This window comes from Falsiroseomonas stagni DSM 19981 (genome assembly GCF_900114315.1).
Taxonomy (GTDB): Bacteria; Pseudomonadota; Alphaproteobacteria; order Acetobacterales; family Acetobacteraceae; genus Falsiroseomonas; species Falsiroseomonas stagni.
The window spans coordinates 60,152-80,877 of the sequence record NZ_FOSQ01000013.1; the positions used below are offsets into that span (position 1 = coordinate 60,152).

25 protein-coding genes and 1 tRNA gene are annotated in these 20,726 nt (G+C 72.4%); 13 read left to right on the forward strand and 13 right to left on the reverse strand.

The window, feature by feature from the left end; translation table 11 throughout:
* Positions 1 to 28: 28 nt before the first annotated feature.
* The 3 genes from BM041_RS24155 to BM041_RS24165 all read right to left on the reverse strand — a co-directional run bounded on the left by BM041_RS24155 (position 29) and on the right by BM041_RS24165 (position 3,769).
* Positions 29 to 1,024: a hypothetical protein gene (locus tag BM041_RS24155; protein WP_092962481.1), complete on the reverse strand. Its 996-nt coding sequence runs from the start codon at positions 1,022 to 1,024 to the stop codon at positions 29 to 31.
* Between the two features lie 98 nt (positions 1,025 to 1,122).
* Complete coding sequence (locus BM041_RS24160; RefSeq protein WP_175534136.1) at positions 1,123 to 3,075, reverse strand: ATP-binding protein; 1,953 nt, start codon at positions 3,073 to 3,075, stop codon at positions 1,123 to 1,125.
* A gap of 178 nt (positions 3,076 to 3,253) precedes the next feature.
* Positions 3,254 to 3,769 (reverse strand): adenine phosphoribosyltransferase, encoded by a 516-nt coding sequence (locus tag BM041_RS24165; protein WP_092962578.1) that lies wholly within the window; start codon positions 3,767 to 3,769, stop codon positions 3,254 to 3,256.
* Positions 3,770 to 4,080: 311 nt separating this feature from the next.
* On the opposite strand from BM041_RS24165, the gene BM041_RS30775 reads away from it, so the two are divergent.
* On the forward strand, positions 4,081 to 4,272 hold the full coding sequence (locus BM041_RS30775) for a DUF2842 domain-containing protein (protein ID WP_175534137.1): 192 nt from the start codon (positions 4,081 to 4,083) through the stop codon (positions 4,270 to 4,272).
* 63 nt (positions 4,273 to 4,335) lie between these two features.
* Here BM041_RS30775 and BM041_RS24175 read toward each other — a convergent pair whose 3' ends face one another.
* The 3 genes from BM041_RS24175 to BM041_RS24185 form a co-directional block, all read right to left on the reverse strand.
* Positions 4,336 to 5,133, reverse strand: a complete 798-nt coding sequence (locus BM041_RS24175) for a TorF family putative porin (protein WP_092962484.1) — start codon at positions 5,131 to 5,133, stop codon at positions 4,336 to 4,338.
* Between the two features lie 205 nt (positions 5,134 to 5,338).
* Complete coding sequence (locus tag BM041_RS24180) at positions 5,339 to 6,130, reverse strand: TorF family putative porin (protein WP_092962485.1); 792 nt, start codon at positions 6,128 to 6,130, stop codon at positions 5,339 to 5,341.
* Between the two features lie 265 nt (positions 6,131 to 6,395).
* Positions 6,396 to 6,472: transfer RNA gene (locus BM041_RS24185), tRNA-Pro, on the reverse strand.
* A gap of 194 nt (positions 6,473 to 6,666) precedes the next feature.
* Here BM041_RS24185 and BM041_RS24190 point away from each other — a divergent pair.
* A complete protein-coding gene (locus BM041_RS24190; RefSeq protein ID WP_175534138.1) occupies positions 6,667 to 7,122 on the forward strand; it encodes a cytochrome c in 456 nt (151 codons plus the stop codon).
* A gap of 45 nt (positions 7,123 to 7,167) precedes the next feature.
* Here the strand turns inward: BM041_RS24190 and BM041_RS24195 are convergent, their stop codons facing one another.
* Entirely contained in the window at positions 7,168 to 7,917 is a 750-nt protein-coding gene (locus BM041_RS24195) for a cytochrome b/b6 domain-containing protein (RefSeq protein ID WP_245762250.1), read from the reverse strand.
* A gap of 140 nt (positions 7,918 to 8,057) precedes the next feature.
* On the opposite strand from BM041_RS24195, the gene BM041_RS24200 reads away from it, so the two are divergent.
* On the forward strand, positions 8,058 to 8,840 hold the full coding sequence (locus tag BM041_RS24200; RefSeq protein ID WP_092962487.1) for a hypothetical protein: 783 nt from the start codon (positions 8,058 to 8,060) through the stop codon (positions 8,838 to 8,840).
* Positions 8,841 to 8,951: 111 nt separating this feature from the next.
* Positions 8,952 to 10,742 (forward strand): LysM peptidoglycan-binding domain-containing protein, encoded by a 1,791-nt coding sequence (locus BM041_RS24205; RefSeq protein ID WP_139226162.1) that lies wholly within the window; start codon positions 8,952 to 8,954, stop codon positions 10,740 to 10,742.
* Here BM041_RS24205 and BM041_RS24210 read toward each other — a convergent pair.
* Positions 10,670 to 11,110, reverse strand: a complete 441-nt coding sequence (locus tag BM041_RS24210; protein WP_217648835.1) for a hypothetical protein — start codon at positions 11,108 to 11,110, stop codon at positions 10,670 to 10,672. The genes BM041_RS24205 and BM041_RS24210 overlap by 73 nt on opposite strands.
* 36 nt (positions 11,111 to 11,146) lie before the next feature.
* Here BM041_RS24210 and BM041_RS24215 point away from each other — a divergent pair, with 36 nt between their 5' ends.
* The 5 genes from BM041_RS24215 to BM041_RS24235 all read left to right on the forward strand — a co-directional run bounded on the left by BM041_RS24215 (position 11,147) and on the right by BM041_RS24235 (position 14,503).
* Complete coding sequence (locus BM041_RS24215) at positions 11,147 to 11,836, forward strand: phosphatidylserine decarboxylase (protein ID WP_092962490.1); 690 nt, start codon at positions 11,147 to 11,149, stop codon at positions 11,834 to 11,836.
* Complete coding sequence (locus BM041_RS24220) at positions 11,833 to 12,705, forward strand: CDP-alcohol phosphatidyltransferase family protein (RefSeq protein ID WP_092962491.1); 873 nt, start codon at positions 11,833 to 11,835, stop codon at positions 12,703 to 12,705. The genes BM041_RS24215 and BM041_RS24220 overlap by 4 nt, the downstream gene beginning before the upstream one ends.
* A gap of 180 nt (positions 12,706 to 12,885) precedes the next feature.
* Positions 12,886 to 13,722 carry a c-type cytochrome gene (locus BM041_RS24225; RefSeq protein WP_092962492.1) on the forward strand — a complete coding sequence of 279 codons (837 nt, stop codon included), beginning with the start codon at positions 12,886 to 12,888 and terminating at the stop codon, positions 13,720 to 13,722.
* An 11-nt stretch (positions 13,723 to 13,733) separates the two neighbouring features.
* A complete protein-coding gene (locus tag BM041_RS24230) occupies positions 13,734 to 14,147 on the forward strand; it encodes a protein-tyrosine phosphatase family protein (RefSeq protein ID WP_092962493.1) in 414 nt (137 codons plus the stop codon).
* Positions 14,138 to 14,503 (forward strand): hypothetical protein, encoded by a 366-nt coding sequence (locus BM041_RS24235; protein WP_092962494.1) that lies wholly within the window; start codon positions 14,138 to 14,140, stop codon positions 14,501 to 14,503. The genes BM041_RS24230 and BM041_RS24235 overlap by 10 nt, the downstream gene beginning before the upstream one ends.
* Here BM041_RS24235 and BM041_RS24240 read toward each other — a convergent pair.
* From BM041_RS24240 to BM041_RS24260, 5 genes are all read right to left on the reverse strand, one after another.
* A complete protein-coding gene (locus tag BM041_RS24240; RefSeq protein ID WP_092962495.1) occupies positions 14,478 to 15,380 on the reverse strand; it encodes a DMT family transporter in 903 nt (300 codons plus the stop codon). The two genes, BM041_RS24235 and BM041_RS24240, sit on opposite strands and share 26 nt — an antisense overlap.
* Before the next feature lie 181 nt (positions 15,381 to 15,561).
* Entirely contained in the window at positions 15,562 to 16,092 is a 531-nt protein-coding gene (locus BM041_RS24245; RefSeq protein WP_092962496.1) for a hypothetical protein, read from the reverse strand.
* Entirely contained in the window at positions 16,089 to 17,324 is a 1,236-nt protein-coding gene (locus BM041_RS24250; RefSeq protein ID WP_092962497.1) for a CaiB/BaiF CoA transferase family protein, read from the reverse strand. The genes BM041_RS24245 and BM041_RS24250 overlap by 4 nt, the downstream gene beginning before the upstream one ends.
* A complete protein-coding gene (locus tag BM041_RS24255) occupies positions 17,321 to 18,082 on the reverse strand; it encodes a CoA-transferase (RefSeq protein ID WP_092962498.1) in 762 nt (253 codons plus the stop codon). Before BM041_RS24255 ends, BM041_RS24250 begins: the two co-directional genes overlap by 4 nt.
* On the reverse strand, positions 18,079 to 18,918 hold the full coding sequence (locus BM041_RS24260) for a CoA transferase subunit A (protein ID WP_092962499.1): 840 nt from the start codon (positions 18,916 to 18,918) through the stop codon (positions 18,079 to 18,081). Before BM041_RS24260 ends, BM041_RS24255 begins: the two co-directional genes overlap by 4 nt.
* A gap of 194 nt (positions 18,919 to 19,112) precedes the next feature.
* Here BM041_RS24260 and BM041_RS24265 point away from each other — a divergent pair, with 194 nt between their 5' ends.
* The 4 genes from BM041_RS24265 to BM041_RS24280 are packed head-to-tail and all read left to right on the forward strand — an operon-like array spanning position 19,113 to position 20,699.
* Positions 19,113 to 19,325, forward strand: a complete 213-nt coding sequence (locus BM041_RS24265; RefSeq protein WP_092962500.1) for a hypothetical protein — start codon at positions 19,113 to 19,115, stop codon at positions 19,323 to 19,325.
* Complete coding sequence (locus BM041_RS24270) at positions 19,322 to 19,516, forward strand: hypothetical protein (RefSeq protein ID WP_092962501.1); 195 nt, start codon at positions 19,322 to 19,324, stop codon at positions 19,514 to 19,516. Before BM041_RS24265 ends, BM041_RS24270 begins: the two co-directional genes overlap by 4 nt.
* Positions 19,513 to 20,124, forward strand: coding sequence for a hypothetical protein (locus BM041_RS24275; protein WP_092962502.1), 612 nt, complete (start codon positions 19,513 to 19,515; stop codon positions 20,122 to 20,124). Before BM041_RS24270 ends, BM041_RS24275 begins: the two co-directional genes overlap by 4 nt.
* Positions 20,121 to 20,699: a GNAT family N-acetyltransferase gene (locus BM041_RS24280; protein WP_092962503.1), complete on the forward strand. Its 579-nt coding sequence runs from the start codon at positions 20,121 to 20,123 to the stop codon at positions 20,697 to 20,699. The genes BM041_RS24275 and BM041_RS24280 overlap by 4 nt, the downstream gene beginning before the upstream one ends.
* Positions 20,700 to 20,726 lie beyond the last annotated feature (27 nt).

A 20,726-nucleotide genomic window follows, 5' to 3' on the forward strand; every position in this document is an offset into this window, starting at 1 on the left:
GGATGGGTCCATCTGAACGCATATTGCCCTATGCCGCCCGCCAGTTGAGGCGCCGCAGCAGCCATTCGCGATAGGCCAGCGCGATGTCGGCGGGCGCGCATAGCGTGGTGGACAGGACGGTCGCCTCCGCCGGGCCGGCGCGGCGCGCGCCGTCATCCAGCGCGCCCGGCGTCTCCTCCACCCATTTCTGGGCGGCACCGCGCCACAGCGCGACGACATCGGCCGCGGTCAGCGGCGGCAGCACCAGCAGCGCGCGCGCCCGCAGCGCGGCACCGGCGGCCCGTGCGGCATCCAGCAGGTCCGGTCGGTGCGGATCGGGCAGAAGGTCACCCAGGGCGGGGATCTCCGGCGCCATCGGGTCGCGCACCCCGCCCGCGGCATCGAAGGCGAACCAGGCCGACAGGCCGAGCGACGCGGCGCGGGGGCCGGGCGCGGCGCCGCAAAGCACGAGAGCATCCGCCTGGCCCTGGCGCACCGCCGCTTCCGCCGCCGTGCCGGACAGGCCGAAGATCGGCGTGGCGCGACGGCCGAGCAGGTCCAGCGCCAGCAGCGCCGCAACCTCCGGCGCGCCGGGGCTGGGCAGCGCGATGCGCAGCGGCGTGCCATCCGCCGGCGCGCCGCGGCCCGCCACCACCGCCGCCTGCAGGCTGGCGCAGAGGGCGGGCCATTGGCGCGGTTCGTAGCGGGCGCGGCTGTCGCCCACCAGCTGGGCCTGGACCGCCAGCCCCGGCAGCATCAGCAGCACGCGGCCATCGGGCGCGCTGGAGGAGGCGAAGCGGTTGGCGGCGGTGATGCCATCAGGCCCGCCCAGGACGGAAACCCGCACCGCGGCGGCCTGCACCAGCCCGCGGGCCAGCGCCGCGGCGGCCCGGGCGGCGAGCCGCGCTTCCGGCCCATCCTCCGGCCCCGGCGCCAGCAGCGTGGCGGCTTCCGGCACGGGGGCGGCGGCGGAGGACGGGCGCGCGACCGCGCCCAGCGCCGCCGCCAGGGCCGCGCCGGTGAGCCCCCTTCGGGTCGGGTGCATGCTTCCCATCCCCCTCGGCCTCTCCGTCCGCCGCCACCTAGCCGCCGGATTGAGGCGCAATCGTGGCAGCCTCGTCGCCGGGGGGATCGGGCCGGGCTTCAGGATCGCGCCTCCGCCGCCTGGCCGGCGGCGCGGGTCAGCGCGGCCAGGCTGCGCTCGACCAGGCCCGGCAGGGCGGCCAGCAGCGAATCCGCGCGGGCCCGGTCCCCGGCGCGGGATGCGGCTTCCAGCGCCAGCGCGGCTTCCCGCAGCGCCGCCGCGCCGAAGGTCCCCGCCGCGGCCTGCAGGGAATGAGCTTCCTCCTCCAGCACCGGCAGCGCCGGCGCGGCCAGCAGGCGGCCAAGCCGGGCCTCGGTTTCCGCGACGAAGATGGCGATCAGGTCCGGCAGGCGCCCGGGGCCGAGCGCCCCACGCAACTCTTCCAGCGTCGCCCGGTCCAGCAGCGAATGGGCGGGGCCGGGCTCGGGGCCGGGCGCGGGGCGCCGGGGGCGGCGTTCCATCAGGGCGGCGACGGTGCCGACCAGCGCTTCCCGGTCCACCGGCTTGGGGAGGTGCCCATCCATCCCCGCGGCGAGGCAGCGTTCGACATCGCCCGGCATGGCGGCGGCGGTGAAGGCCAGGATGGGCACCAGCGCGGCCTCCCCCGGCAAGGCGCGGATGCGCGCGGTGGCGGCATAGCCATCGAGGCCCGGCATCCGCACATCCATCAGGATGACGTCGTAGGACCCGCGGGCGGCGGCGGCGACGGCTTCGACGCCATCCGTCACCAGATCCACCGCGAAGCCGGCGCGGCGCAGCATGGCGGCGGCGACAAGCTGGCTCGCCTCCCCATCCTCCGCCAGCAACAGCCGGCCGCGCGAGGCGCCATCCGGCGGGCGGCGCGGGGCGGGCGGCGCGGGCGCGTCGGGGACCAGCAGCGCGGGGGATGGGCCGGCGGGCTGGTCGACCGCCGCGACCAGGGGCAGGTCGAAGCGGAAGACGCTGCCGGCGCCGGCCTCGCTTTCCACCGCGATGGTGCCGCCCATCAGCCCGACCAGGCGGCGGCAGATCATCAGGCCCAGCCCCGATCCGCCATGCCGTCGCGCCGTGCCCGAATCCGCCTGCTGGAAGCGCTGGAACAGGCGGCGGCGGAGGGAGGGGGAGATGCCGCAGCCGCTGTCCTGCACCTCCACCACCAGGCGGTCGGCGAAGCGGGCCAGGCGGATTTCCACCGCGCCGGCGGCGGTGAACTTCACGGCGTTGTCGGCCAGGTTCATCAGCACCTGGCGCAGGCGCTGCGGATCCCCCACCACGCGCTTCGGCAGGCCGGGGTCGATGCGGGCACAGAGCCCGATGCCCTTCTCCGCCGCCGCCGCGGCCTGCAGGGCCAGCACGTCCCGCACCGGCTGGTCGAGGTCGAAGGCGATCTCCTCCAGCACCAGGCGCCCGGCCTCGATCCGCGACAGGTCCAGGATCTCGTTCACCGTCCAGAGCAGCGTGTCCCCGCAGCGCCGGGCGGTGTCGACATAGGCGCGCTGTTCCGCATCCAGCGTCGTGTCGGTGAGGAGGGAGAGCGTGCCGAGCACGCCGTTCAGCGGCGTGCGGACCTCATGGCTCATGAAGGCGAGGAATTCGGACTTCTCCTCGCTCGCGCGCTCCGCCGCGCGGCGGGCGCGTTCGGCGGCGCGGGTCGCGGTCCGGGCGGCCTGTTCGGCGGCCACGCGCTCCGTCACGTCATGCTGGATGCCGAGGATGTGGCGGAGCGCGCCATCCGGGCCGAAGACCGGGGAGAGGTGGAGTTCGTTGACGAAGCGGCGGCCATCGCGCCGGTAGTTCACCAGGCGGATGTCGAGGGGCCGCGCCTCCCGCACCGCCGCGCGGATGGTGGCGAGCGCCGCGGGGTCCGTCCCGGGCCCCTGGAGGAAGCGGCAGTTGCGGCCGATCACGGCCTCCGGCGGATAGCCGGTGATGCGGTGGAAGGCGGGGTTGGCGAAGATGATGGGGCAGTCCGGCAGCGTCGGGTCGGCGATGACGATGCCGGTGGGCGCGGCCGCGGCGGCGGCGGCCAGCACGGCCGGAAAGGCGCCCGCCGCGAGAGCGGCATCAGGAGAACCCGCCGCGAGAGCGGCGGGACCGGCAGCAGGGTCCGGGAAGCCCGCCGCCGGTCCGGGGAGTGACCCGGCGGCGGGCGACAGTCTGGCCGGCGTCTCCGGCGGCGGGTCGGCTTCCGATCCCGCCGGCGGGGGCCGGCTAATCGTCGTACTGGATGAGCGCTTCGAACGGGACATCGAGCCGGCCTCTGCCACCGAGGAAGGTCAATTCGATCAGGGCCGCGGCGCAGGGCACCACGGCACCGGCCTGGCGGAGCAGGGAGATGCCGGCCGCCATGGTGCCGCCCGTCGCCAGCAGGTCATCCAGCAGGATGACGCGCTGGCCGGGCTGGACGGCATCCGCCTGCATCTCGATCCGGTCCGTGCCGTATTCGAGCGCGTAGCTGAGCCCGATGGTCAGCCCCGGCAGCTTGCGCGGCTTGCGCAGCATGACGAAGCCGAGGCCGAGTTCGAGGGCGAGCGGCGCGGCCACCAGGAAGCCCCGGCTCTCGATGCCGGCCAGCACCTGGGGCCGGTGCGGGCGGATGATGTCCGCCATCCGCGCCATGGCGGTGCGCCAGGCGGGCCCGTGCCGGAGCAGGGTGGAGATGTCGTAGAAGAGGATTCCCGGCTTCGGGAAATCCGGGATGCCCCGGATGTGGTCCTTCAGCTCGATCGAGGGATCGGGCACCAGGCGGGTGGCATCGGCGGGAAGGCTGGAAGGGGGAGGATTCTGGTCGGCCATGCGGGTGGTCATGTGCTCCGGGAAGCGGGTCCGAGTCCGGGCGCATGACATCGTGCCGCCGCGCGGATCGCGCGGACGGCGGGCCAGCCTGTGCCTTCCTCGGGGGGCACGCTACGCCCGGCCGGGCGGCGGCCGCAACAGTGGCATGGAGTCGGGCTTGGCGGGTCCGCATCGCCGGGGGCTCATCAGCCGCGTGGCGGCGGGGGCTTGGCGGATCGCGGGGGGCGGTCCACATGCGCGGCATGTCCCGCACCCCCATCGCCCTCGCCATCGGCCTGATCGGCTTCGCGCTCTATGTCATGGCGGTGGTGGCGCTGGCCGACCACGTGCTGCCGCTGCACTGGGCGCTGCAGTTCCTCTATTTCACGATCGCGGGCGTCGCCTGGGCCTGGCCCGCCAAGCGGCTGATGTTCTGGGCCGCCGGCGCGCGCTGACGCGCGCCGGCTTTATCAAGCCCACCACCGGCGCGCGCTGAGGCGCGCCGGCCGCGCGACTCCTCAGAAGGGCCGGCTGAGGGTCAGGGTGAAGCGGTTGTCGCAGATCTTCGACCCGCCGAAGCAGTCATTCGCGACGCCGCCGCGTTCCGTGGACAGGGTGTTGTAGATGCCGGCCACGGTGCCGATGATGCCGCCCACGATCTCCCGCGACACGGAGAGGGAGAAGTAGCCGTAGTCCTGGGCGCCGAAGAAGCCGTCCCGGCTGCCGGCGGCGGGAACGATGTTGCGCTCGACCCACTGGTAGCCGACGCGCGGGGAGACGGTGAAGCCGTAGTCGAGCGTCAGGTCGAACCCGCCCTCGAGGTAGTAGGCGGCGCCGGATTCGCCGGTGAATTGCGGCGAATAGGCCGCGGTGCCGACGAACTTCATCGGCGCGATCTCGTAGCTGGCGCGCAGTGCGAATTCGTAGAAGGCGAGTTCGAACCCGCCGCGCGGGGCGGAATAGCCGGGATAGGCGTAGTAGGTGGCGCCGAGGTCGAGCTTCAGGTCGCCGATGGCGAAGCGGTAGCCCGCCATCAGGTCCACCTCCTGCCGCGCATTGGTGCCGGCGAAGGCGACGTTGCTGAGGAAGGCACCGACATAGACGCCGCTTTCATGCTCCACATCCAGCGTCAGCTGCGCGGCCGGGCGGTTCCGAGTCTGGCTGAGGCCGCGGAACATGTAGTCGCTGGTGATGGCGGGGGTGGTGGTGACGGTCAGGCCCAGACTGTCGATGGTCTGCTGGGCCCGGGATGCCTGCGGCGCGAGCGCGATGCCGCCGGCCAGGGCAGTCGCGGCGAGGAGGGTGGATCGGAGCATCGGACGTATCGCCTTCTGCGGTTGCACTAAGACGGTCCTTTGCAAACGTGGCGCCACATCCATGCGGCCGGGGCGATGCTCAAGATTTCGTGTACGAGACGCATGGCGGCGCGCTGCCGGGCGGCGCCATGAAAAAAGGCGGCGCCCCGGGGGGACGCCGCCTTCAGGCCGCTCGCAGGCGGGCTGCGTTCAGAATGGGCCGCGTTCAGAACGGCCGGCTCAGGGTCACCAAGGCGCGGCTGTCGCAGGCCTTGGTGGAGCCGAAGCACTCGGACCGGCCGCTGCTCTGGTTCATGCTGTTCCACACCACCGTGCCGGTGCCGATGAAGCCGCCGAAGATCTCCCGCGACACGGAAAGCGACAGGGTCATGTAGTCGGGCGTGCCGAAATAGCCGTCGCGGCTGCCGGTGCGCGGGGCGATGTTGCGCTCGACCCACTGGTAGCCGAGGCGGGGCGAGATGGTGAACCCGTAGTCGAGCGCCATGTCGAAGCCGCCTTCGACATAGACGCCCGTGCCCGACTCGCCCGAGAAGTTCGGCGACCAGGCGGCGAGGCCCACGAACTTGACCGGCGCAACCTCATAGCTGGTGCGCAGCGCGAATTCGTAGAAGTTGATGTCGAAGCCGCCGCGCAGCGCGGTGTAGCCGGGATAGGTGTAGTAGGTGCCGCCGATGTCGAGCTTCAGGTCGCCGAGGGCGAAGCGGTAGCCGGCGTTGTAGTCGATCTCCTGCCGTGCATTCGTCCCGGCGAAGGCGACGTTGCTGACGAAGGCGCCGACATAGAAGCCGCTGCTGTGCTCGGCATCGACCGTGACCTGCGCGGCGGGCCGGCCCCGCGTCTGGCTCAGGCCACGGAACAGGTAGTCGCTGGTGATGGCAGGCGTCGTCGTGACGGTCAGGCCGAGGCTGTCGATCGCGGTCTGGGCGTTGCCGGCCTGGGGGGCCATCAGCAGGCCGCCGCAAAGCGCCGTGGCGGCAAGGAAGAGGTTGCGGGCCATCAGGGGACTCCTTGGCGAGGGATGAAGGTCAAGGGTTGGGGGCGATCAACTCCCCTTAGCAGCACCACACAAAGACGCGAGGGCGATTTTCACGCCGGCGTAGAATTCATGATGCGTTGTTGCACGCACGCATCGCATTCAATCATTAATGGGACGATATCACCCACCCCAGGCCCGTATGGCGGCGCAGAAACAGGAACAGCGCGCGAACGAAAAAAAACCCCGCCAGGCTGGTGCCTGACGGGGTTCCGTCGCCACGATCAATTGGTCGGAGTGAGAGGATTCGAACCTCCGGCCCCTGCGTCCCGAACACAGTGCTCTACCAGGCTGAGCTACACTCCGGTGGGCCGCGGCGAGGCCGGGGCTATAGCGAAGCCCCAATGGGGCGGCAAGGGGGGGTAGGGTCGCGGATCGACGCCGCGGGCCGGGCCGTGGCGCCCGCTCTGCGACGAAATGCGACAAGCCCCGTAAACCGTTGCACCAGCACTCCGATCCTGCCAGCCTTGTCAGCCTCCGATACCGGAAGGGATGGATTGATGCGCTTCGGGATGCTTGTGGCTGGCGTGGCGATGACCATGGGGGCGGCAATGCCGGCCTTCGCGCAGGGCGACGTGATTGCCGAGCGGCGCGCGGGATTCCGCATGCTGGGCCAGACGATGGAGGCCTTCACCCAGGCCGTGAACCAGCGCGGCGATACGCGCGCCCTGGCGCCGCGGGTGGACCAGATGATCGCCTTCATCAACAGCCTGCCCAACCGCGTGCCGACCGCGTCCCTGACGCCGCCCCAGCCGCAGGGCACGAATGACGGGCAGACCCGCGCCCTGGCCGCCATCGATGGCGACCGCGCCGGCTTCGCGACCCGCGCGACCAACGCCGCCACCGCCTTCGCCGCCCTGAAGGTCGCCGCCGAGGCCGGCACCGTCACGGCCGATACGCTGCGGACCGTGGGCGGCACCTGCGGCGCCTGCCACCAGCCCTTCCGCTCCCGCTGACGCGGCCGCCACCCGGCCGTGCAACCGCACGGCCGGGGGACAGGCTCAGCCGAAGCCGCCGCCGGCGCCGGCCCCCAGCCCCACCACATACCAGACGACCCCCGCCGCGGCCGCCAGCAGCAGGATCGCGAGCAGCGGATGCCCCATGCCGGGCTGCGGGCCATCATAGGGCGCCGGGACCTTGAGGTCCCCCGTCAGCATCGGCCCGACCAGGTTCTGCCCCCGCAGCACGCGGTAGGCGATGATGGCCAGGATATGCAGCACCGCCGCGGCCACGATCACCCAGAACAGCCGCACATGGATGCTGGTGGCGGATGCGCTGTCGCCCTCGCTGACCAGCATGGAAAGCGGGCCGTGCTGGGAATAGGTGAAGCCCGGATCGTGGTTGGCGAACAGCCCGGTCCCGGTCTGCGTGAGCAGCAGCAGCAGCAGGGCCAGGACCATCCAGCCGCCGGCCGCGTTGTGGCCGATCTCCACGCCGGTCGGCCGCTGGCGCAGATGGGCCAGGTGGCGCAGCGCCTCCAGCGGTGACTTGATGAAGCTGGCGAAGCGCGCGGTCTGGGAACCGACCAGGCCCCAGGCGATGCGGAACAGGATCAGGGTCAGCATCGTGTAGCCGGCCAGCAGGTGCAGGTCCCAGCGATCCGTCTTGGCGGTCCAGAAGGAGATCGGGATCAGCAGCACGATGGACCAGTGCACCAGGCGCACCCAGGGATCCCATACCTTCAGGCGCCGCGTGCCGGGGCCCGGCCCCGCGCCCGTCCCGGTCATGCCCTGTGGTGTCGGTTCCGCCATGCCATCCATTCCGCTGTCGTTGCGCGGGGATTAGGCCGCGCCCGGACCGCCGCCGCAAGTTTCGTTCCGTGACGGACCCTCGCCTGCCGTCCTGCGATGCATGATTGCGCGACGGGGCACGGTGGCGGCAGGAAGGGACCATGGACGCTTTGATGCTCTGGCCCTTCCCCGTGGCACTGCTGGTGGCGCTGCTGGTGGCGGTGGCAATCGCCGGCGCGGGGCGCATCGGCCGCCGGCCGGGGCTGGCGGCGCTGGCCTCCGCCGCGGGGCTGCTGGCGGGGTGGTGGTGGACCATGGGGCTGGTGACGGCATCGCCCCGCCAATTGCCGGAACGGCTGCCGCTGCTCGCCGCCTGCCTGCTGCTGCTGGCCGGCCTCGGCACCGCGCTCGTCCGGCGCGGGCGCTGGATCGCCCCCGTCATCGCCGGGGCCGGCGCGCTGGCGACGGGGTGGTGGATGGCCGGCGCGCCGCGCACCGGGGCGGATCTGGCGATGGCACTGCCGGTGCTGGCGGGGGTCACGGGGCTGGCGCTGCTGCTGCTGCGGCGCGATGCCGCCTGGTCCGCCCCCGCCGCCGCGCTGGCGCTGCTGGCGGCACTGATCCTGGCGCGGCTCCCCGGGCCGGCCGAGGTGCTCGCGCTGGTGGCGGTGGCGGCGGCGCTGGGCGGCGTGATCGGCGCCGGACCGGCCGGCCGGGCATCAGCGATGGCGGCGATGCCCCTGGCGGGCGGGATGGCGGCGCTGGCGGCGCTGCCGGTCCTCGCGCGCGGCACGGCGGCGGATTGGGCCGTGGCGGCGGCGCCGGTCGCACTGCTCTGGGCCGGGCCGGCGCTCCGCCGGGTGCTGCCGTTCCGGATTCCCGCCCTCGCCCTGTCCATCCTGGCCGCGCTGGCCTGCCTCGGGGGGGTGTGGCTTTTGCGTTGACACGTTGCACCGAAATCACGGCTGCGGCTCCCAGACCCTTGTGCCGACGCGACTTCACGCTCTAGTTACGAAGGTATGAAGCCCAGCGGGCGCGTCCTGTTGATCGTGGCCATGGCCGCTGGTGGCCTGGCCGCTTATGTCGCCAGCCAGTTCGCGTCGGAGGATCCGATGCGGGCCGCTCCGCCGCGCCCCGCCACCGGTGCGGAAACCCGCCCGGTCCTGGTGCCGCCGCCGGCCTCCCCCGCCGCCATCCCTGCCGCCCTCGCGCCCACCGCTGCCGCCCCCGCCATGGCGCTGGAGCCGCCGCGCTTCGATGTCGCCCGCGTCGGTGCCCGCGGCAATGTCGTCGTCGCCGGCCGCGCCGCGCCGGGGTCCGAAGTTCTGCTGCTGGAGGATGAGCGGGAGATCGGCCGCACCCGCGCCGATGCCCGCGGCGAATGGGTAATCCTGCCCGCCGATCCGCTGCGCCCCGGCACGCGCCAGTTCAGCCTGCGCGGCCGCCTCGGTGGCGCGGAAATCGCCGGGCCGGACGTCGTCGTCGTGGTCGTGCCCGACCCCGCCGTGGTGGCCGAAGCCGCGGCGCGAGAGGCGGCGGAGCGCGCCGAAGCCCTGGCCCGCGCCGAGGCCGCCGCCCGTGCCGAGGCCGAGGAACGCGCCGCCACGCTGGCGCGGCTGGAAGCGATGGCCCGGGAGGCCGCGGAGCGCGCCGAGGCGACCGCCCGCGCCGAAGCCGCCGCCCGCGCCGAGGCGCAGGCCCGCCGCGAGGCCGAGGAACGCGCCGCCGCCGAGGCCCGCGCTGCCGAGGAACGCTCCCGCGCCGAGGCCCTGGCCCGCCGCCAGGCCGAGGAACGCGCTGCCGCCGAGGCCCGCGCCGCCGAACAGGCCGCCCGCCTGGCCGCCGAGGCCCGCGCCGCGGAGGAAGCCGCCCGCATCGAGGCGCAGGCCCGGATGGAAGCGGAGGCCCGCGCTGCGGCACAGGCGCGCCTTGCCGAAGCCACCGCCCGGGCCGAGGCCGCCGCCCGCGCCGAGGAAGCCGCCCGCGCCGAGGCCAATGCCCGGGTCGATGCCGCCCTCCGCGTGGCCGAAAGCGCAGCCCGCGCCGCGGAGGCCAGCGCCCGCGCGGCGGAGATTTCCGCGCGCGCCGCCGAAGCGGCATCCCGCGCCGCGGAGGTCGCGATCCGCCAGGAGACGCTCGCCCGCGCCGAGGCCGAGGCCTCTGCCCGTGCCGAGGCCAATCGCGTCGCCGAACAGGCGCGCCAGGCGGAAGCCGAGCGCCAGGCCGGGGAAGCCCGCGCCGCCGCGGCCCGGCTGGCGCCGCCGCCGGCACCGCCGCAACCGGTGGTGGTGCTGGTACCGGGCGCACCCGGCGCCACGCCGCGGATCCTGCAGACGCCGACGATCACGACGCCGCGCCGGGGCCTCGGCCTTGATGTGGTGGATTATGACGATGCGGGCGGCATGCGCTTCTCCGGCAGCGCGGCGCCGGGGGCATCGGTGCGCATCTATGTGAATGGCGTCCATGCCGGCGATTCGCGGGCGGATGCGGCGGGGCGCTGGGTGCTGACGCCGCCGACCGCGCCGGCCATCGGCCGCCATCGCGTGCGGGTGGACCAGTTGGCGGCGAATGGCGCCGTCTCCGCACGGGTGGAACTGCCCTTCCAGCGGGAAAGCGTGCCGCAGGGCGACATCCCGGAGGGCCGGGTGATCGTGCAACCCGGCAACAGCCTGTGGCGGCTGGCGCGCGCGGCCTATGGGCGCGGCGTGCTCTACACCGTGATCTACGACGCCAACCGGGACCAGATCCGCAACCCGGACCTGATCTTCCCGGGTCAGGTCTTCACTTTGCCGCCGCCGCCGCCCCGCGCGGCATCCAGGCCCGCCGATTCAAGCCGGTCCAGGTAGGGATCGAGGGCAAGGGCGAAGGCCACCATGGCGCGGACCAGGGCGGTCGCCGTCACGTTACCCTGGCGCGGCATCGCCGCTTCCAGCCGGACCCGATGGTCGGGCAGCAGCCGCAGGCGCCAGCCTTCCGGCATGTCGGGCGCCATCTCCCCCAGCGCCGCGAAGGCGCCGGGGCGGACCTCGGCCCGTTCGGCGGTATAGGGGATCGCGCCGGCCTGCACCGTCAGGCTCACCTTCCCGTCATCGAAGGTGGCCTCGCAGTCCCGTCCGCGCCATTCGAAGCGCATCGCGGGCTGGCGCTGGGGGGTCAGGGACCCGTCCTCGGCGACAAGGAATGGGCCATGCGTGATCTGTGTCATACCTCCCATGTTGTCCGGATAGAGTGAACGGACCATAAGCGCCGCATGAGCCTGATCGACAGTTTCCGCCTCGTCCTCGCCAAGCCGCACCCGGCCGGGCGTCCCTTCATCTATGGCGGCGTGGCCGTCGCGGTGGTCGGAGGGCTGCTGCTGGGCAAGTGGCTGTTCTGGCCGGGCGTCGCCTTCACGCTGTTCTGCCTCTACTTCTTCCGGGACCCCGAACGGGTCATGCCGCCCCGGCCCGGGGTGGTGATCGCGCCCGCGGATGGGCGGGTGGTGATGGTCGGGCCGGCGGTGCCGCCGGCGGAACTCGGCCTGGGCGACGTGCCGCGCTGGCGGGTCTGCATCTTCCTCTCGGTGCTCGACGTGCATGTGAACCGCGTGCCGGTGGATGGCGTGGTGACGCGCATCGCCTACCGCCACGGCGCCTTCCTGAATGCCAGCCTGGACAAGGCGAGCGACGAAAATGAACGCAACGCGCTGGCCATCCGCATGCCGGACGGCCGCGATGTGGCGGTGGTGCAGATCGCCGGGCTGATCGCGCGGCGCATCCTCTGCCATGTGCGGGAACAGGACCAGGTGATGGCGGGCGACCGCTTCGGCATCATCCGCTTCGGCAGCCGTACCGATGTCTACCTGCCGGAAGGCGTGCGGCCGCTGGTGGCGGTGGGCCAGTTGATGATCGGCGGCGAGACGGTGGTGGCCGACCTCAACGCGACAGGCCCGCGCGCATGAGCGAGGAAGGCCGCAAGCCGCTGCAACGGCTGCGCCGGCGCTTCCGGCCGCGCACCCGGCCGCGCTTCGACGGCCAATCCTTCAACCGGCTGATCCCGAACATCCTGACCATGCTCGGCCTCTGCGCCGGGCTGGTCGCGATCCGCTTCGCGATCGACGGGCGCTGGGCGCCGGCGGCGGGCATGATCGTCGTCGCGGCCGTGATCGACGGGCTGGACGGGCGGCTGGCGCGGCTGCTGAAGGCGACATCGCGCTTCGGCGCGGAATTCGACAGCCTGGCGGATTTCCTGAGCTTCGGCGTGGCGCCGGCGCTGATCCTCTATCTCTGGTCCATGCAGGCGGTGGGGCCGCTGGGCTTCGTGCCCTGCCTGCTCTTCGCGGTCTGCTCCTCGCTGCGCCTAGCGCGGTTCAACGCCTCCCTCGATATCGGGCCGGCGCCGCAGCCGGCCTATGCCTATAATTTCTTCACCGGCGTGCCGGCGCCGGCGGGGGCGGGCTGCGCGCTGTTCCCCCTGTTCGCCGGCCTGGCGCTGACGGAATGGGGTTGGGACGGCACGGCCGCCTTCATCCGCCACCCCGTGCTGGTCGGCGTCGTGCTGGTGGTGGTGGGCGGGCTGATGGTCTCCACCCTGCCGACATGGTCCTTCAAGAATTTCCGCGTGCCGCGCGCGGCGATCCTGCCCCTGCTGCTGGGCGTGGGCTTCTATGTCGCGCTGCTGCTGGCGGAGCCCTGGGCGGCGCTGGCCGCAGGCGGCTTCATCTATCTCGGCATGCTGCCCTTCTCGCTCCGGTCCTACCTGACGCTGAAGCAGGAGGCCGAGGCGCTGATCGAACAGGTGCCGGACGCCACGGGCGGCCGCGCGCCCTGACGGGAATGGCCCCGGCCCCGAGGGGGGGCTGGGGCCATGGCCGCCACGCGGCGTGAAGCGCCGGAGCCTCCGCAAGGCGTGAGGCAGGAAACCGCCCTTCCGGCGGAATGACCGCATTGTCGCATCCTTCCCCCTGCGGCAGGCTGGACCGGCCGGGTCGTGCAAGGGGAACATCCAGGAATGAAACGGATCATCGGGGCGGCCATCGCCTCCCTCTGGCTTGCCGCGCCCGCCTGGGCGCAGGACGCCGCGCTGCTGGCCCGCGGGAAGCATCTGGTCGAGGTGACGGGCGCCTGCGGCAATTGCCACACGCCCATGGGCCCGCAGGGTCCGGACATGAGCCGCGCGCTGTCCGGCGGCAATGTCTTCGACGAACCGCCCTTCCGGGCCGTCGCCTCCAACATCACGCCGGACCCGGAGACGGGGATCGGCCGCTGGACCGATGCGCAGATCGCGCGCGCCATCCGCGAAGGCATCCGGCCGGATGGGCGGATCATCGGCCCCCCCATGCCGATCGGCCTCTATCGCGGCCTGTCGGACCGGGACCTGGCGGCGATGGTCGCCTATCTCCGCACCGTGCCGCCCGTCCGCAATGCGGTGGAGGCGAGCGTCTATCGCATCCCCCTGCCCCCGGCCTATGGCCCGCCCGTCACCAGCGTGCCGGAACCCGCGGACAACCCGGTGGCGCGCGGCGCCTACCTGGCCAATGCGGTCGCGCATTGCATGGAATGCCACACGCCGATGGTGGAGGGCCGGAACGATTTCAGCCGGATCGGCGCGGGCGGCATGGAGTTCCGCGGCCCCTGGGGCGTCTCCGTCGCCCGCAACCTGACGCCGCATGCCAATGGCCTGGGCGGCTGGACGGATGCGGAGATCATCCGCGCCATCACCACCGGCGTGTCGCAGAACGACCGCCCCCTGGCGCCGCCCATGGCCTTCTGGGCCTACCGCACCATGACACCGGCGGAGCTGTCGGACCTGGTGAGCTACCTCCGCAGCCTGCCCCCCCAGCCTTGATGACCGGGGGCATGAGGATTCGCGGCACCCTGCCGCTGGTGGTCGCGGGGCATCCCGTGACCATCACCGGCGGCCCCTTCGATTCTATCCCGGACGGCGCCTTCGGCGTCTGCCTGGAGATGCAGGCCGAGAAGGCCTGGCTGGCGGATGTCGCGGTGCCGACGCCGGATTTCGGCCTGCCGGACCCCGCGGTGCTGCGGGATGCCGTGGGCCGCGTGCTGGCGCAGTTGGAAGCCGATCCGGGGCGGCCCGTTCATGTGGGCTGCCGCGCCGGCATCGGCCGGACGGGCCTGTTCATGGCCTGCCTGGCCCGCGCGGCGGGGGTGGAGGGCGATGCGCTGGACTATGTCCGCGCGCATTACCTGCCCCATGCGGCGGAAACGGCGGAGCAGCAGGCCATGGCCCGGGGCTTCGCTTGGCCCTGAGGCGCCGGCCGCTGTGGCAGGCGGCGCTGGGCTCCGCGCTCGCAGGGGCGGCGCTGTCCTGGCTCGGCACGCTGGTCGCCTTCGGGCTGCCGGGGATCGCCTTCGCGATGGTGACGCTGCCGCTGATCGGGCTGGTCTGGCCGGCGGAGGAATTGCTGCCCGGGGAGAGCTTCTGGGCCTTCTTCCTGCTGATTTCCGCCTGGTGGGGGCTTTCCGTGCCCGTGGCCTGGCTGGGGACGCGTCGCTGGGCCGGGTGGCGGCGCGGCATCGCCTTCCTGGGCGCCATGGCGCTGGGCGGTGTCGTGACGACCTTTGCCGTCTATGCCCTGGTCATCCTGCCGATGCGCGGCGCCTGAAAAGGCGGCCATCGATCAGCAGCAGGCCGGTGCCGATCACGGCCATGCCGGCGAAGTGGCGCGGGGCCAGCGCCTCATCCAGCAGCAGCCAGCCCAGCAGCAGGGCGGAGACCGGGACCAGCAGCGTGACCAGCATGGTGTTGGTCGCCCCCGCACCGGCGAGGATGGCGTAGTAGAGCGCATAGGCCAGGGCGGTCGCGACCAGGCCCAGGATCACCAGCGCCACCACCGCTTCCGCCGGCGGCACCGGCAGCGCCCAGGGATGCTCGAAGCCCAGCGACAGCGGCAGCATCATCAGGCAGGCCGTCGCGCATTGCCCGGTGGCGGCCGGCAGCGGCGCGAGCCCGGCCCGCTTCACGCGGCGGGACCAGACGCCGGACAGCCCATAGGAGAGGCAGGCGCCGAGGCAGAGCGCGATGCCCAGTGCCTCCCCACCCCGATCGAGGTCGAAGGCGGCGGGGCCGATCAGGATGGCAACCCCTGCCACGCCGGTCGCCGCGCCGGCCAGGCGGTTCGGCGTCAGCCGCTCATCATCCGCCAGCCAATGGGCGCAGAGCACGGCGAAGACGGGCGTCGCGGCATTCACCACCGCGGCGAGGCCGGAGGGGATGAATTGCAGGCCGAGCACGATGAGGGTGAAGGGGATGGCGTTGTTCAGCAGCCCCATGCCCGCGCAGGCCAGCCAGGCCTGCCGTCCGCGTGGCAGCTTCAGGCCAAGGGCCAGGCAGGCCGCGCCCAGCACCAGCGCCGCCATGGCGGTGCGGGCGCAGACGATGGTGAAGGGCGGGAAGCCGCGCAGGGCCAGCGCCATGGTCAGGAAGGATCCGCCCCAGGCGAGGGAGAGCGCGATGAGCAGCGCCCAGAGGCGGGGAGTCATGGGTGCGGGCATGGGGTTGAGCCGGGCTGGCATGCGGGATGGGGAGGGCGCTGCCCTCCCCACACCCCACCCGCCAGGGTCCAGCCGGACCCTGGACCGGGATCATTTGACGTGGTCCAGGGGGCCGTTGCCCCCTGGCGTGGGGGGTGCGGGGGGAGCAGCGCTCCCCCCGCGCGCCACCTCATGCGAAGCCGAACTTCTCCAGCGCCGCCGCATGCCGCGCGATCGCCGCCGCCGTCTGTTCGCGGACCGCGACCGGATCAGCCTCCGGCATCGCCACGATCTGGTAGAGCCGCCGTTCCGTCGGCGTGCCGCGATGTACGCCGGGGGTGACGTAGAAGGGCGGTTCCTCCGACACCTGCGCGATCTCCGCCGCGGTCAGGGAGGCATCGGTCGGCGCACGCTTCACATACCATTGCCGCAGCAGCACCGGCTGGCCGTCCAGCATCGCGAGCGCGCCCTGGTTGCCGTGGTCGATGCGCCAGCGATTGGCGGTCACTTCCTCCAGCGAGATGTTCATCTCCATCCCGCCGACCTTGGCGCCCCACTGGGTGAAGCCTTCACGCCGGCCGGGGCCCATGGGCTTCAGGCGCGGGCGCTGACGCGCGGGGATCGACTTCTCGTCGAAGGCCTTGCCCCACAGGGCCAGCAGGCGGTCGATCTCCGCCGGCTGTTCGATGGCGCGGAGGCTGCGCGGTGGTTCCCTGCTCATGTGCGGCGCGTGCCCACCACGATTCCCTTTGCTTTCAACTCATCCACCTCATCCGCCGTGAAGCCGTGGCGGGCCAGAATGTCATCACCGTGTTCGTTGAACCGCGGCGGGGCGGCACGGGTGCCGCCGGGCGTGCGGCTCATCTTGATGGGGGTACCGAGGCCTTTGTAGGCGCCGAGCTCCGTCACCATCTCGCGATGGGCGGTATGGGCCGCATTCATCGCTTCGTCCACATGCAGGACGGGCCCCGCCGGCACGCCGGCCTTGAGGAGACGGTCGCAGAGGTCGTGGCCATCCTCCGCCGCCAGCCGCGCCTCGATGATCTCCGTCAGCTGGTCGCGATTGGCCAGGCGGTCGCCGTTGGTGCGGAAACGGGCGTCGTCGGGCAGCGACTTCAGCGACAGGAACTCGCAGAACTTGCGGAAGGCGGGGTCGTTGCCGACGGCGAGGAAGACCTCGCAGGTCGCGGTGCGGTACTTCGAATAGGGGCTGATGTTCGGGTGCGGGTTGCCGGTCGCCTTGGGGCGGCGGTCATTGAGGAAATAGTTGGCGGCCTGCGGATGAAGCAGCGCCATGCCGCAATCATGCAGAGACATGTCGAGGAACTGGCCCTGCCCGCTGCGGTTGCGTTCCTGCAGCGCCATCAGGATGGCGATGGCGGAATAGAGGCCGGTGGCGAGATCGACGATCGGCGTGCCCATGCGCAGCGGGCCGGTATCGGCGTTGCCGTTGATGGACATCAGCCCGACCATCGCCTGGATGACCGCGTCATAGCCCGGAAGCCCGCCCAGCGGCCCGTCCGGCCCGAAGCCGGAGACGCGGCAATGCACGAGCTTCGGGAAACGCTTCGACAGGACCTCGGCGTAGCCCATGCCCCATTTCTCCATGGCGCCGGGCTTGTAGTTCTCGATCAGCACATCGGCGCCATCCAGCAGCCGCATCAGCACCTGGCGGCCTTCGGGCTTGCCGAGGTCGAGAGCGAGGGACCGCTTGTTGCGGTTCACGCCGATGAAGTAGCTGGCCGACCCCTCGACGAAGGGGGGGCCCCAGTCGCGCACCTCGTCCCCCTGCGGCGGCTCGATCTTCACCACCTCCGCCCCGTGGTCGGAGAGGATCATGGTGCAGTAGGGGCCGCCGAGCACGCGGGTGAGGTCGATGACCTTGAGGCCCGCGAGGGCACCGGCGGATTTGGCCAGGCCTTTGCCCTCGGGGGTGGGAACGGCGTCCGTCATGCGGCAAGCTTCCTTGAGAAAACACGGGCACAGAATTCGGGGTAGGTTTCCAGCATCTCGTCGCAGACGGGGCCACGCAGCAGCGCCAGTTCTTCCGACGTCGGGTCGGGCGTGGCGGGGATGTCGGCGGGCACGTCGAAATCGAAGCCGGTCGCGGCGCGGATGGTCTCGACGCTCTCACCGGGATGCAGGCTCGCCAGGGTGAAGCGGGCGGCGGTGGCGTCGAAGGTGAAGACGCATTTCCCCGTCACCAGCGCCTGGGCGGTGCCGCGGCGGAAGACGCCGGGTTCGGACACGCCGGGGGCGGAGATGTTGTCGACGCGCGGCACCAGGACGCGGGGGGAATGCTCCTCCCGGAACAGGATCGTCCGCGGCGTCATGAAATACATGAAGGCGGAGCCGAAGCTGCCGGGGAAGCGCACGCCGCCTTGGGGTGAACCGCCGGGCCATTCGCCGGTGCCGACCAGGTTGAGGTTGGCCTGGCCGTCGATCTGCCCGCCACCGAGGAAGAACAGGTCGATCCGCCCCTGCCCCGTCAGGTCGAAGAGTTCGCGCGACCCTTCCGTGAAGGGGTTTCCCGACCGCTTGTGCAGCAGCGACAGGCGCACGGGATGGCCCGATTTCCGCACCAGCCAGCAGGCGGCGGCGGGGATGGGCGATGCGGCGCCGACCGCGATGTGGCGGGCGGGGGGCGCGGCGGGGTCCAGGATCAGCCGCGCCAGCGCGGCGGCCAGGCGTTCCTCAAGCTGGATGGTCATTCCGCGGCCCTCGCTTGCACGCCATTGAAGACGTAGCGGTCGAGGTAGTCGCGGAAGCCGGAATCGGTCTTCGCCAGGCGGGCATATTCCGCGACATGGCCAGCGTCGAAGCCGTATTCGTCCAGCAGCGCCACGGGCCAGGCGCCGCGCTCGGCGACGGCCACGGCCTCGATATAGGTGCCGCTGATGCAGCCCGGCGCCAGGCGCTCATCCTCCAGCATGTCGCCCGGCACCATCCGCTCCACGGTGGCGAGCACCCGCTTCGAGGCATGGGCCACCGTGGAGAGTTCGCGGCGGCGGCCGGTCCAGACATTGCCGGCCTCATCGGCCATGACGCCATGGATCAGGGCGACATCGGGCTGGCGGGCCGGCAGCAGGACGATTGGATCACCGCCCCCGGCGAAGGGGTTGTCGATCACCATCCAGTCCGGGCGATGGGCCAGGATGTCGCTGCCGATGATGCCCCGCAGCGGCATGAAGGGCACGCCCTTCTCGGCGGCCTGGAGCATGGTGTGGATGGCCGGGCAGGTCGCGTCCCGCACCACGATCGTGCCGGCCTTCAGCGCCTGGGTGAAGCGGGGCGCGAAGCCGGCCTCGCCCAGCGAGACCGCGCTGGTCTCGATCTCCGCCACGCAGCCCGCGCCCACCAGAAGGTCGGTGGCGAAGCCGGAGACGGGGACGCCCAGCAGCCGCAGCCCGCGGGCGCCGCGGCGGATCAGCGCCCGCGCGAGCGCCACGGAGGGCAGGGAATTGTCCGGCGGCAGGGCGACCAGCGCGCCATCGGGCACGCTGGCGGCGAGGGTATCCACGGTCACATCCAGGGGCGGCGGGTTCATGGGGCGGCTCCTTCCCGGCGCGGAACCTAGCCCGGACTCGGCGCGAGGGCGAGGCGCCCAGGGAGGTGATGGGCGGGCGGGGAAGGGATGCCTGGTCCCGGGCGAGGCGCCCGACGATCGACGGCGATCAAGCAACTTCCCGAACGATGCCGAAGCCGCCTAGTCTTCGTCCCGCACACGCAAGGATCGCCCCGATGACGGCACCCCCGCCGCCTGACCCGCGTGAGGAGATCGCGGCGCTGCGGGCCGAGATCGCCGAACTCCGCGCCCGGATCCTGGCGCTGGAAAACCTGCTGGGCGCCGCCGCCGCCGCGGCGCCGGAGGAAGCCCCACCGGACATGGTGGCGAGCATCGAGGCGCAGGAGCCCTGGGGGCTGCGGCCGCCATCCGGGACCGCCGAGCCATGAGCGGCATGGGGGCGCCGTGCCGGTCCGGGCAGGCGGTGGCCGCCATCGTCACGGCGGTCGCGCTCGCGCTGCCCCTGGCCGCCTGCCGCAGCACCCCGCCGCTGGAGGCGCCCGCACCCGCCCCGGGCCTGACCATCGAATCGCCCACGCCCTGGACCATCGGTCCCCCTGGCCGCGGAATCCCCCGATGAGCACGACGACCACCCCGCCGGCGCCAGCGGCCTGGCCCGATGCCGATATCGGCCTGCTGACGGCGATCTATGAGTTGCAATGCACGTCGCGCATGAACGCCATCTACTACGGCGGCCGCCTGCGTGCCCTGCAGAAGGAGGCCTTCCTGCTGGAGGTGACGACGGCGGTGACGGCCAGCGGGTCGGGCATCGGCGCGCTGGCGCTGTGGAACCAGGGGGCGGGGCAGGTCCTGTGGCAGGGCCTGGCGCTGTTCGCGGCCTTCGCCGCGGTGGTCAAGCCGCTGCGCGCGCCGGGCAAGCGGATCGAGGTCTTCACGCGGCAGCAGCAGGGCTACCACGCGAATTTCTTCGCGCTGAAGAAGCTGGCCTTCGCCATCCGCCAGGCCGGCAGCATCAGCGACGACCACCGGAAGCGCTACGATACCTTCTACGACCGCCATGTGCAGCTGAACGGGGAGGATGAGACGAGCCCGGACGAGGATCTTCGGCGAGAGGCGCAGGAGGCGGTTCGCAAGGAATTGCCCGGCACCGCCTTCTGGTGGCCCCCGGCGCCGCAATCCCCCCCTCCCCCGGCGCTGACGGATGGGCGAACATCGCCCCCGCCATGACCGCCCCCGCCACCCTGCACGGCCCCCGCGTCACGCTCCGCCCCTGGCGGCTGCCGGAGGATCTCGACCCGCTTTTCGCCATCAATGGCGATCTGGAAGCCATGCGCTTCTTCGCCAATGTCCATGACCGGGCGGAAAGCGATGCCTGGGGCCACCGGATCGCCGGCCTGTTCGGGGATCGCGGCTACGGCTTCTGGGTGGTGGAGCTGAAGGGGGAAGGCATGGTCGGCGTGGTCGGCCTGCAACCCGTGATGTTCGAGGCCCCGTTCAACGATCCCGCGCGCCCCGTGACGGAAATCGGCTGGCGCATCGCGACGCGCTTCCAGCGCCGCGGCCTGGCGGAGGAAGCGGCACGGGTGTCGCTCGCCTATGGCTTCGGGCCTGCGGGCCTCGATCGCATCGTCGCCTTCACGCCGCCCGCCAATGTCCCCTCCTGGTCGCTGATGGAGAAGCTCGGCATGCGGCGGGAGGGGACCTTCGACCATCCGCGCCTGGCGGAGGGGCATCCGTTGCGGCACCACCTGCTCTACGCCGTGACGCGGCGGGACTGGATCGACAGCCGCATCGGCGGCTAAGCCTTGTCCCGGCAAGCGCGACTCGGC

What these genes read in the sequence shown, in the direction of transcription:
- BM041_RS24155 (WP_092962481.1), bottom strand. Translation starts at nt 1,024, where the DNA reads ATGCACCCGACCCGAAGGGGGCTCACCGGCGCGGCCCTGGCGGCGGCG.
- BM041_RS30775 (WP_175534137.1), top strand. Translation starts at nt 4,081, where the DNA reads ATGTCCCGCACCCCCATCGCCCTCGCCATCGGCCTGATCGGCTTCGCG.
- BM041_RS24175 (WP_092962484.1), bottom strand. Translation starts at nt 5,133, where the DNA reads ATGCTCCGATCCACCCTCCTCGCCGCGACTGCCCTGGCCGGCGGCATC.
- BM041_RS24180 (WP_092962485.1), bottom strand. Translation starts at nt 6,130, where the DNA reads ATGGCCCGCAACCTCTTCCTTGCCGCCACGGCGCTTTGCGGCGGCCTG.
- BM041_RS24190 (WP_175534138.1), top strand. Translation starts at nt 6,667, where the DNA reads ATGCGCTTCGGGATGCTTGTGGCTGGCGTGGCGATGACCATGGGGGCG.
- BM041_RS24195 (WP_245762250.1), bottom strand. Translation starts at nt 7,917, where the DNA reads ATGGCGGAACCGACACCACAGGGCATGACCGGGACGGGCGCGGGGCCG.
- BM041_RS24200 (WP_092962487.1), top strand. Translation starts at nt 8,058, where the DNA reads ATGGACGCTTTGATGCTCTGGCCCTTCCCCGTGGCACTGCTGGTGGCG.
- BM041_RS24205 (WP_139226162.1), top strand. Translation starts at nt 8,952, where the DNA reads ATGGCCGCTGGTGGCCTGGCCGCTTATGTCGCCAGCCAGTTCGCGTCG.
- BM041_RS24210 (WP_217648835.1), bottom strand. Translation starts at nt 11,110, where the DNA reads ATGGGAGGTATGACACAGATCACGCATGGCCCATTCCTTGTCGCCGAG.
- BM041_RS24215 (WP_092962490.1), top strand. Translation starts at nt 11,147, where the DNA reads ATGAGCCTGATCGACAGTTTCCGCCTCGTCCTCGCCAAGCCGCACCCG.
- BM041_RS24220 (WP_092962491.1), top strand. Translation starts at nt 11,833, where the DNA reads ATGAGCGAGGAAGGCCGCAAGCCGCTGCAACGGCTGCGCCGGCGCTTC.
- BM041_RS24225 (WP_092962492.1), top strand. Translation starts at nt 12,886, where the DNA reads ATGAAACGGATCATCGGGGCGGCCATCGCCTCCCTCTGGCTTGCCGCG.
- BM041_RS24230 (WP_092962493.1), top strand. Translation starts at nt 13,734, where the DNA reads ATGAGGATTCGCGGCACCCTGCCGCTGGTGGTCGCGGGGCATCCCGTG.
- BM041_RS24240 (WP_092962495.1), bottom strand. Translation starts at nt 15,380, where the DNA reads ATGACTCCCCGCCTCTGGGCGCTGCTCATCGCGCTCTCCCTCGCCTGG.
- BM041_RS24245 (WP_092962496.1), bottom strand. Translation starts at nt 16,092, where the DNA reads ATGAGCAGGGAACCACCGCGCAGCCTCCGCGCCATCGAACAGCCGGCG.
- BM041_RS24250 (WP_092962497.1), bottom strand. Translation starts at nt 17,324, where the DNA reads ATGACGGACGCCGTTCCCACCCCCGAGGGCAAAGGCCTGGCCAAATCC.
- BM041_RS24255 (WP_092962498.1), bottom strand. Translation starts at nt 18,082, where the DNA reads ATGACCATCCAGCTTGAGGAACGCCTGGCCGCCGCGCTGGCGCGGCTG.
- BM041_RS24260 (WP_092962499.1), bottom strand. Translation starts at nt 18,918, where the DNA reads ATGAACCCGCCGCCCCTGGATGTGACCGTGGATACCCTCGCCGCCAGC.
- BM041_RS24265 (WP_092962500.1), top strand. Translation starts at nt 19,113, where the DNA reads ATGACGGCACCCCCGCCGCCTGACCCGCGTGAGGAGATCGCGGCGCTG.
- BM041_RS24270 (WP_092962501.1), top strand. Translation starts at nt 19,322, where the DNA reads ATGAGCGGCATGGGGGCGCCGTGCCGGTCCGGGCAGGCGGTGGCCGCC.
- BM041_RS24275 (WP_092962502.1), top strand. Translation starts at nt 19,513, where the DNA reads ATGAGCACGACGACCACCCCGCCGGCGCCAGCGGCCTGGCCCGATGCC.
- BM041_RS24280 (WP_092962503.1), top strand. Translation starts at nt 20,121, where the DNA reads ATGACCGCCCCCGCCACCCTGCACGGCCCCCGCGTCACGCTCCGCCCC.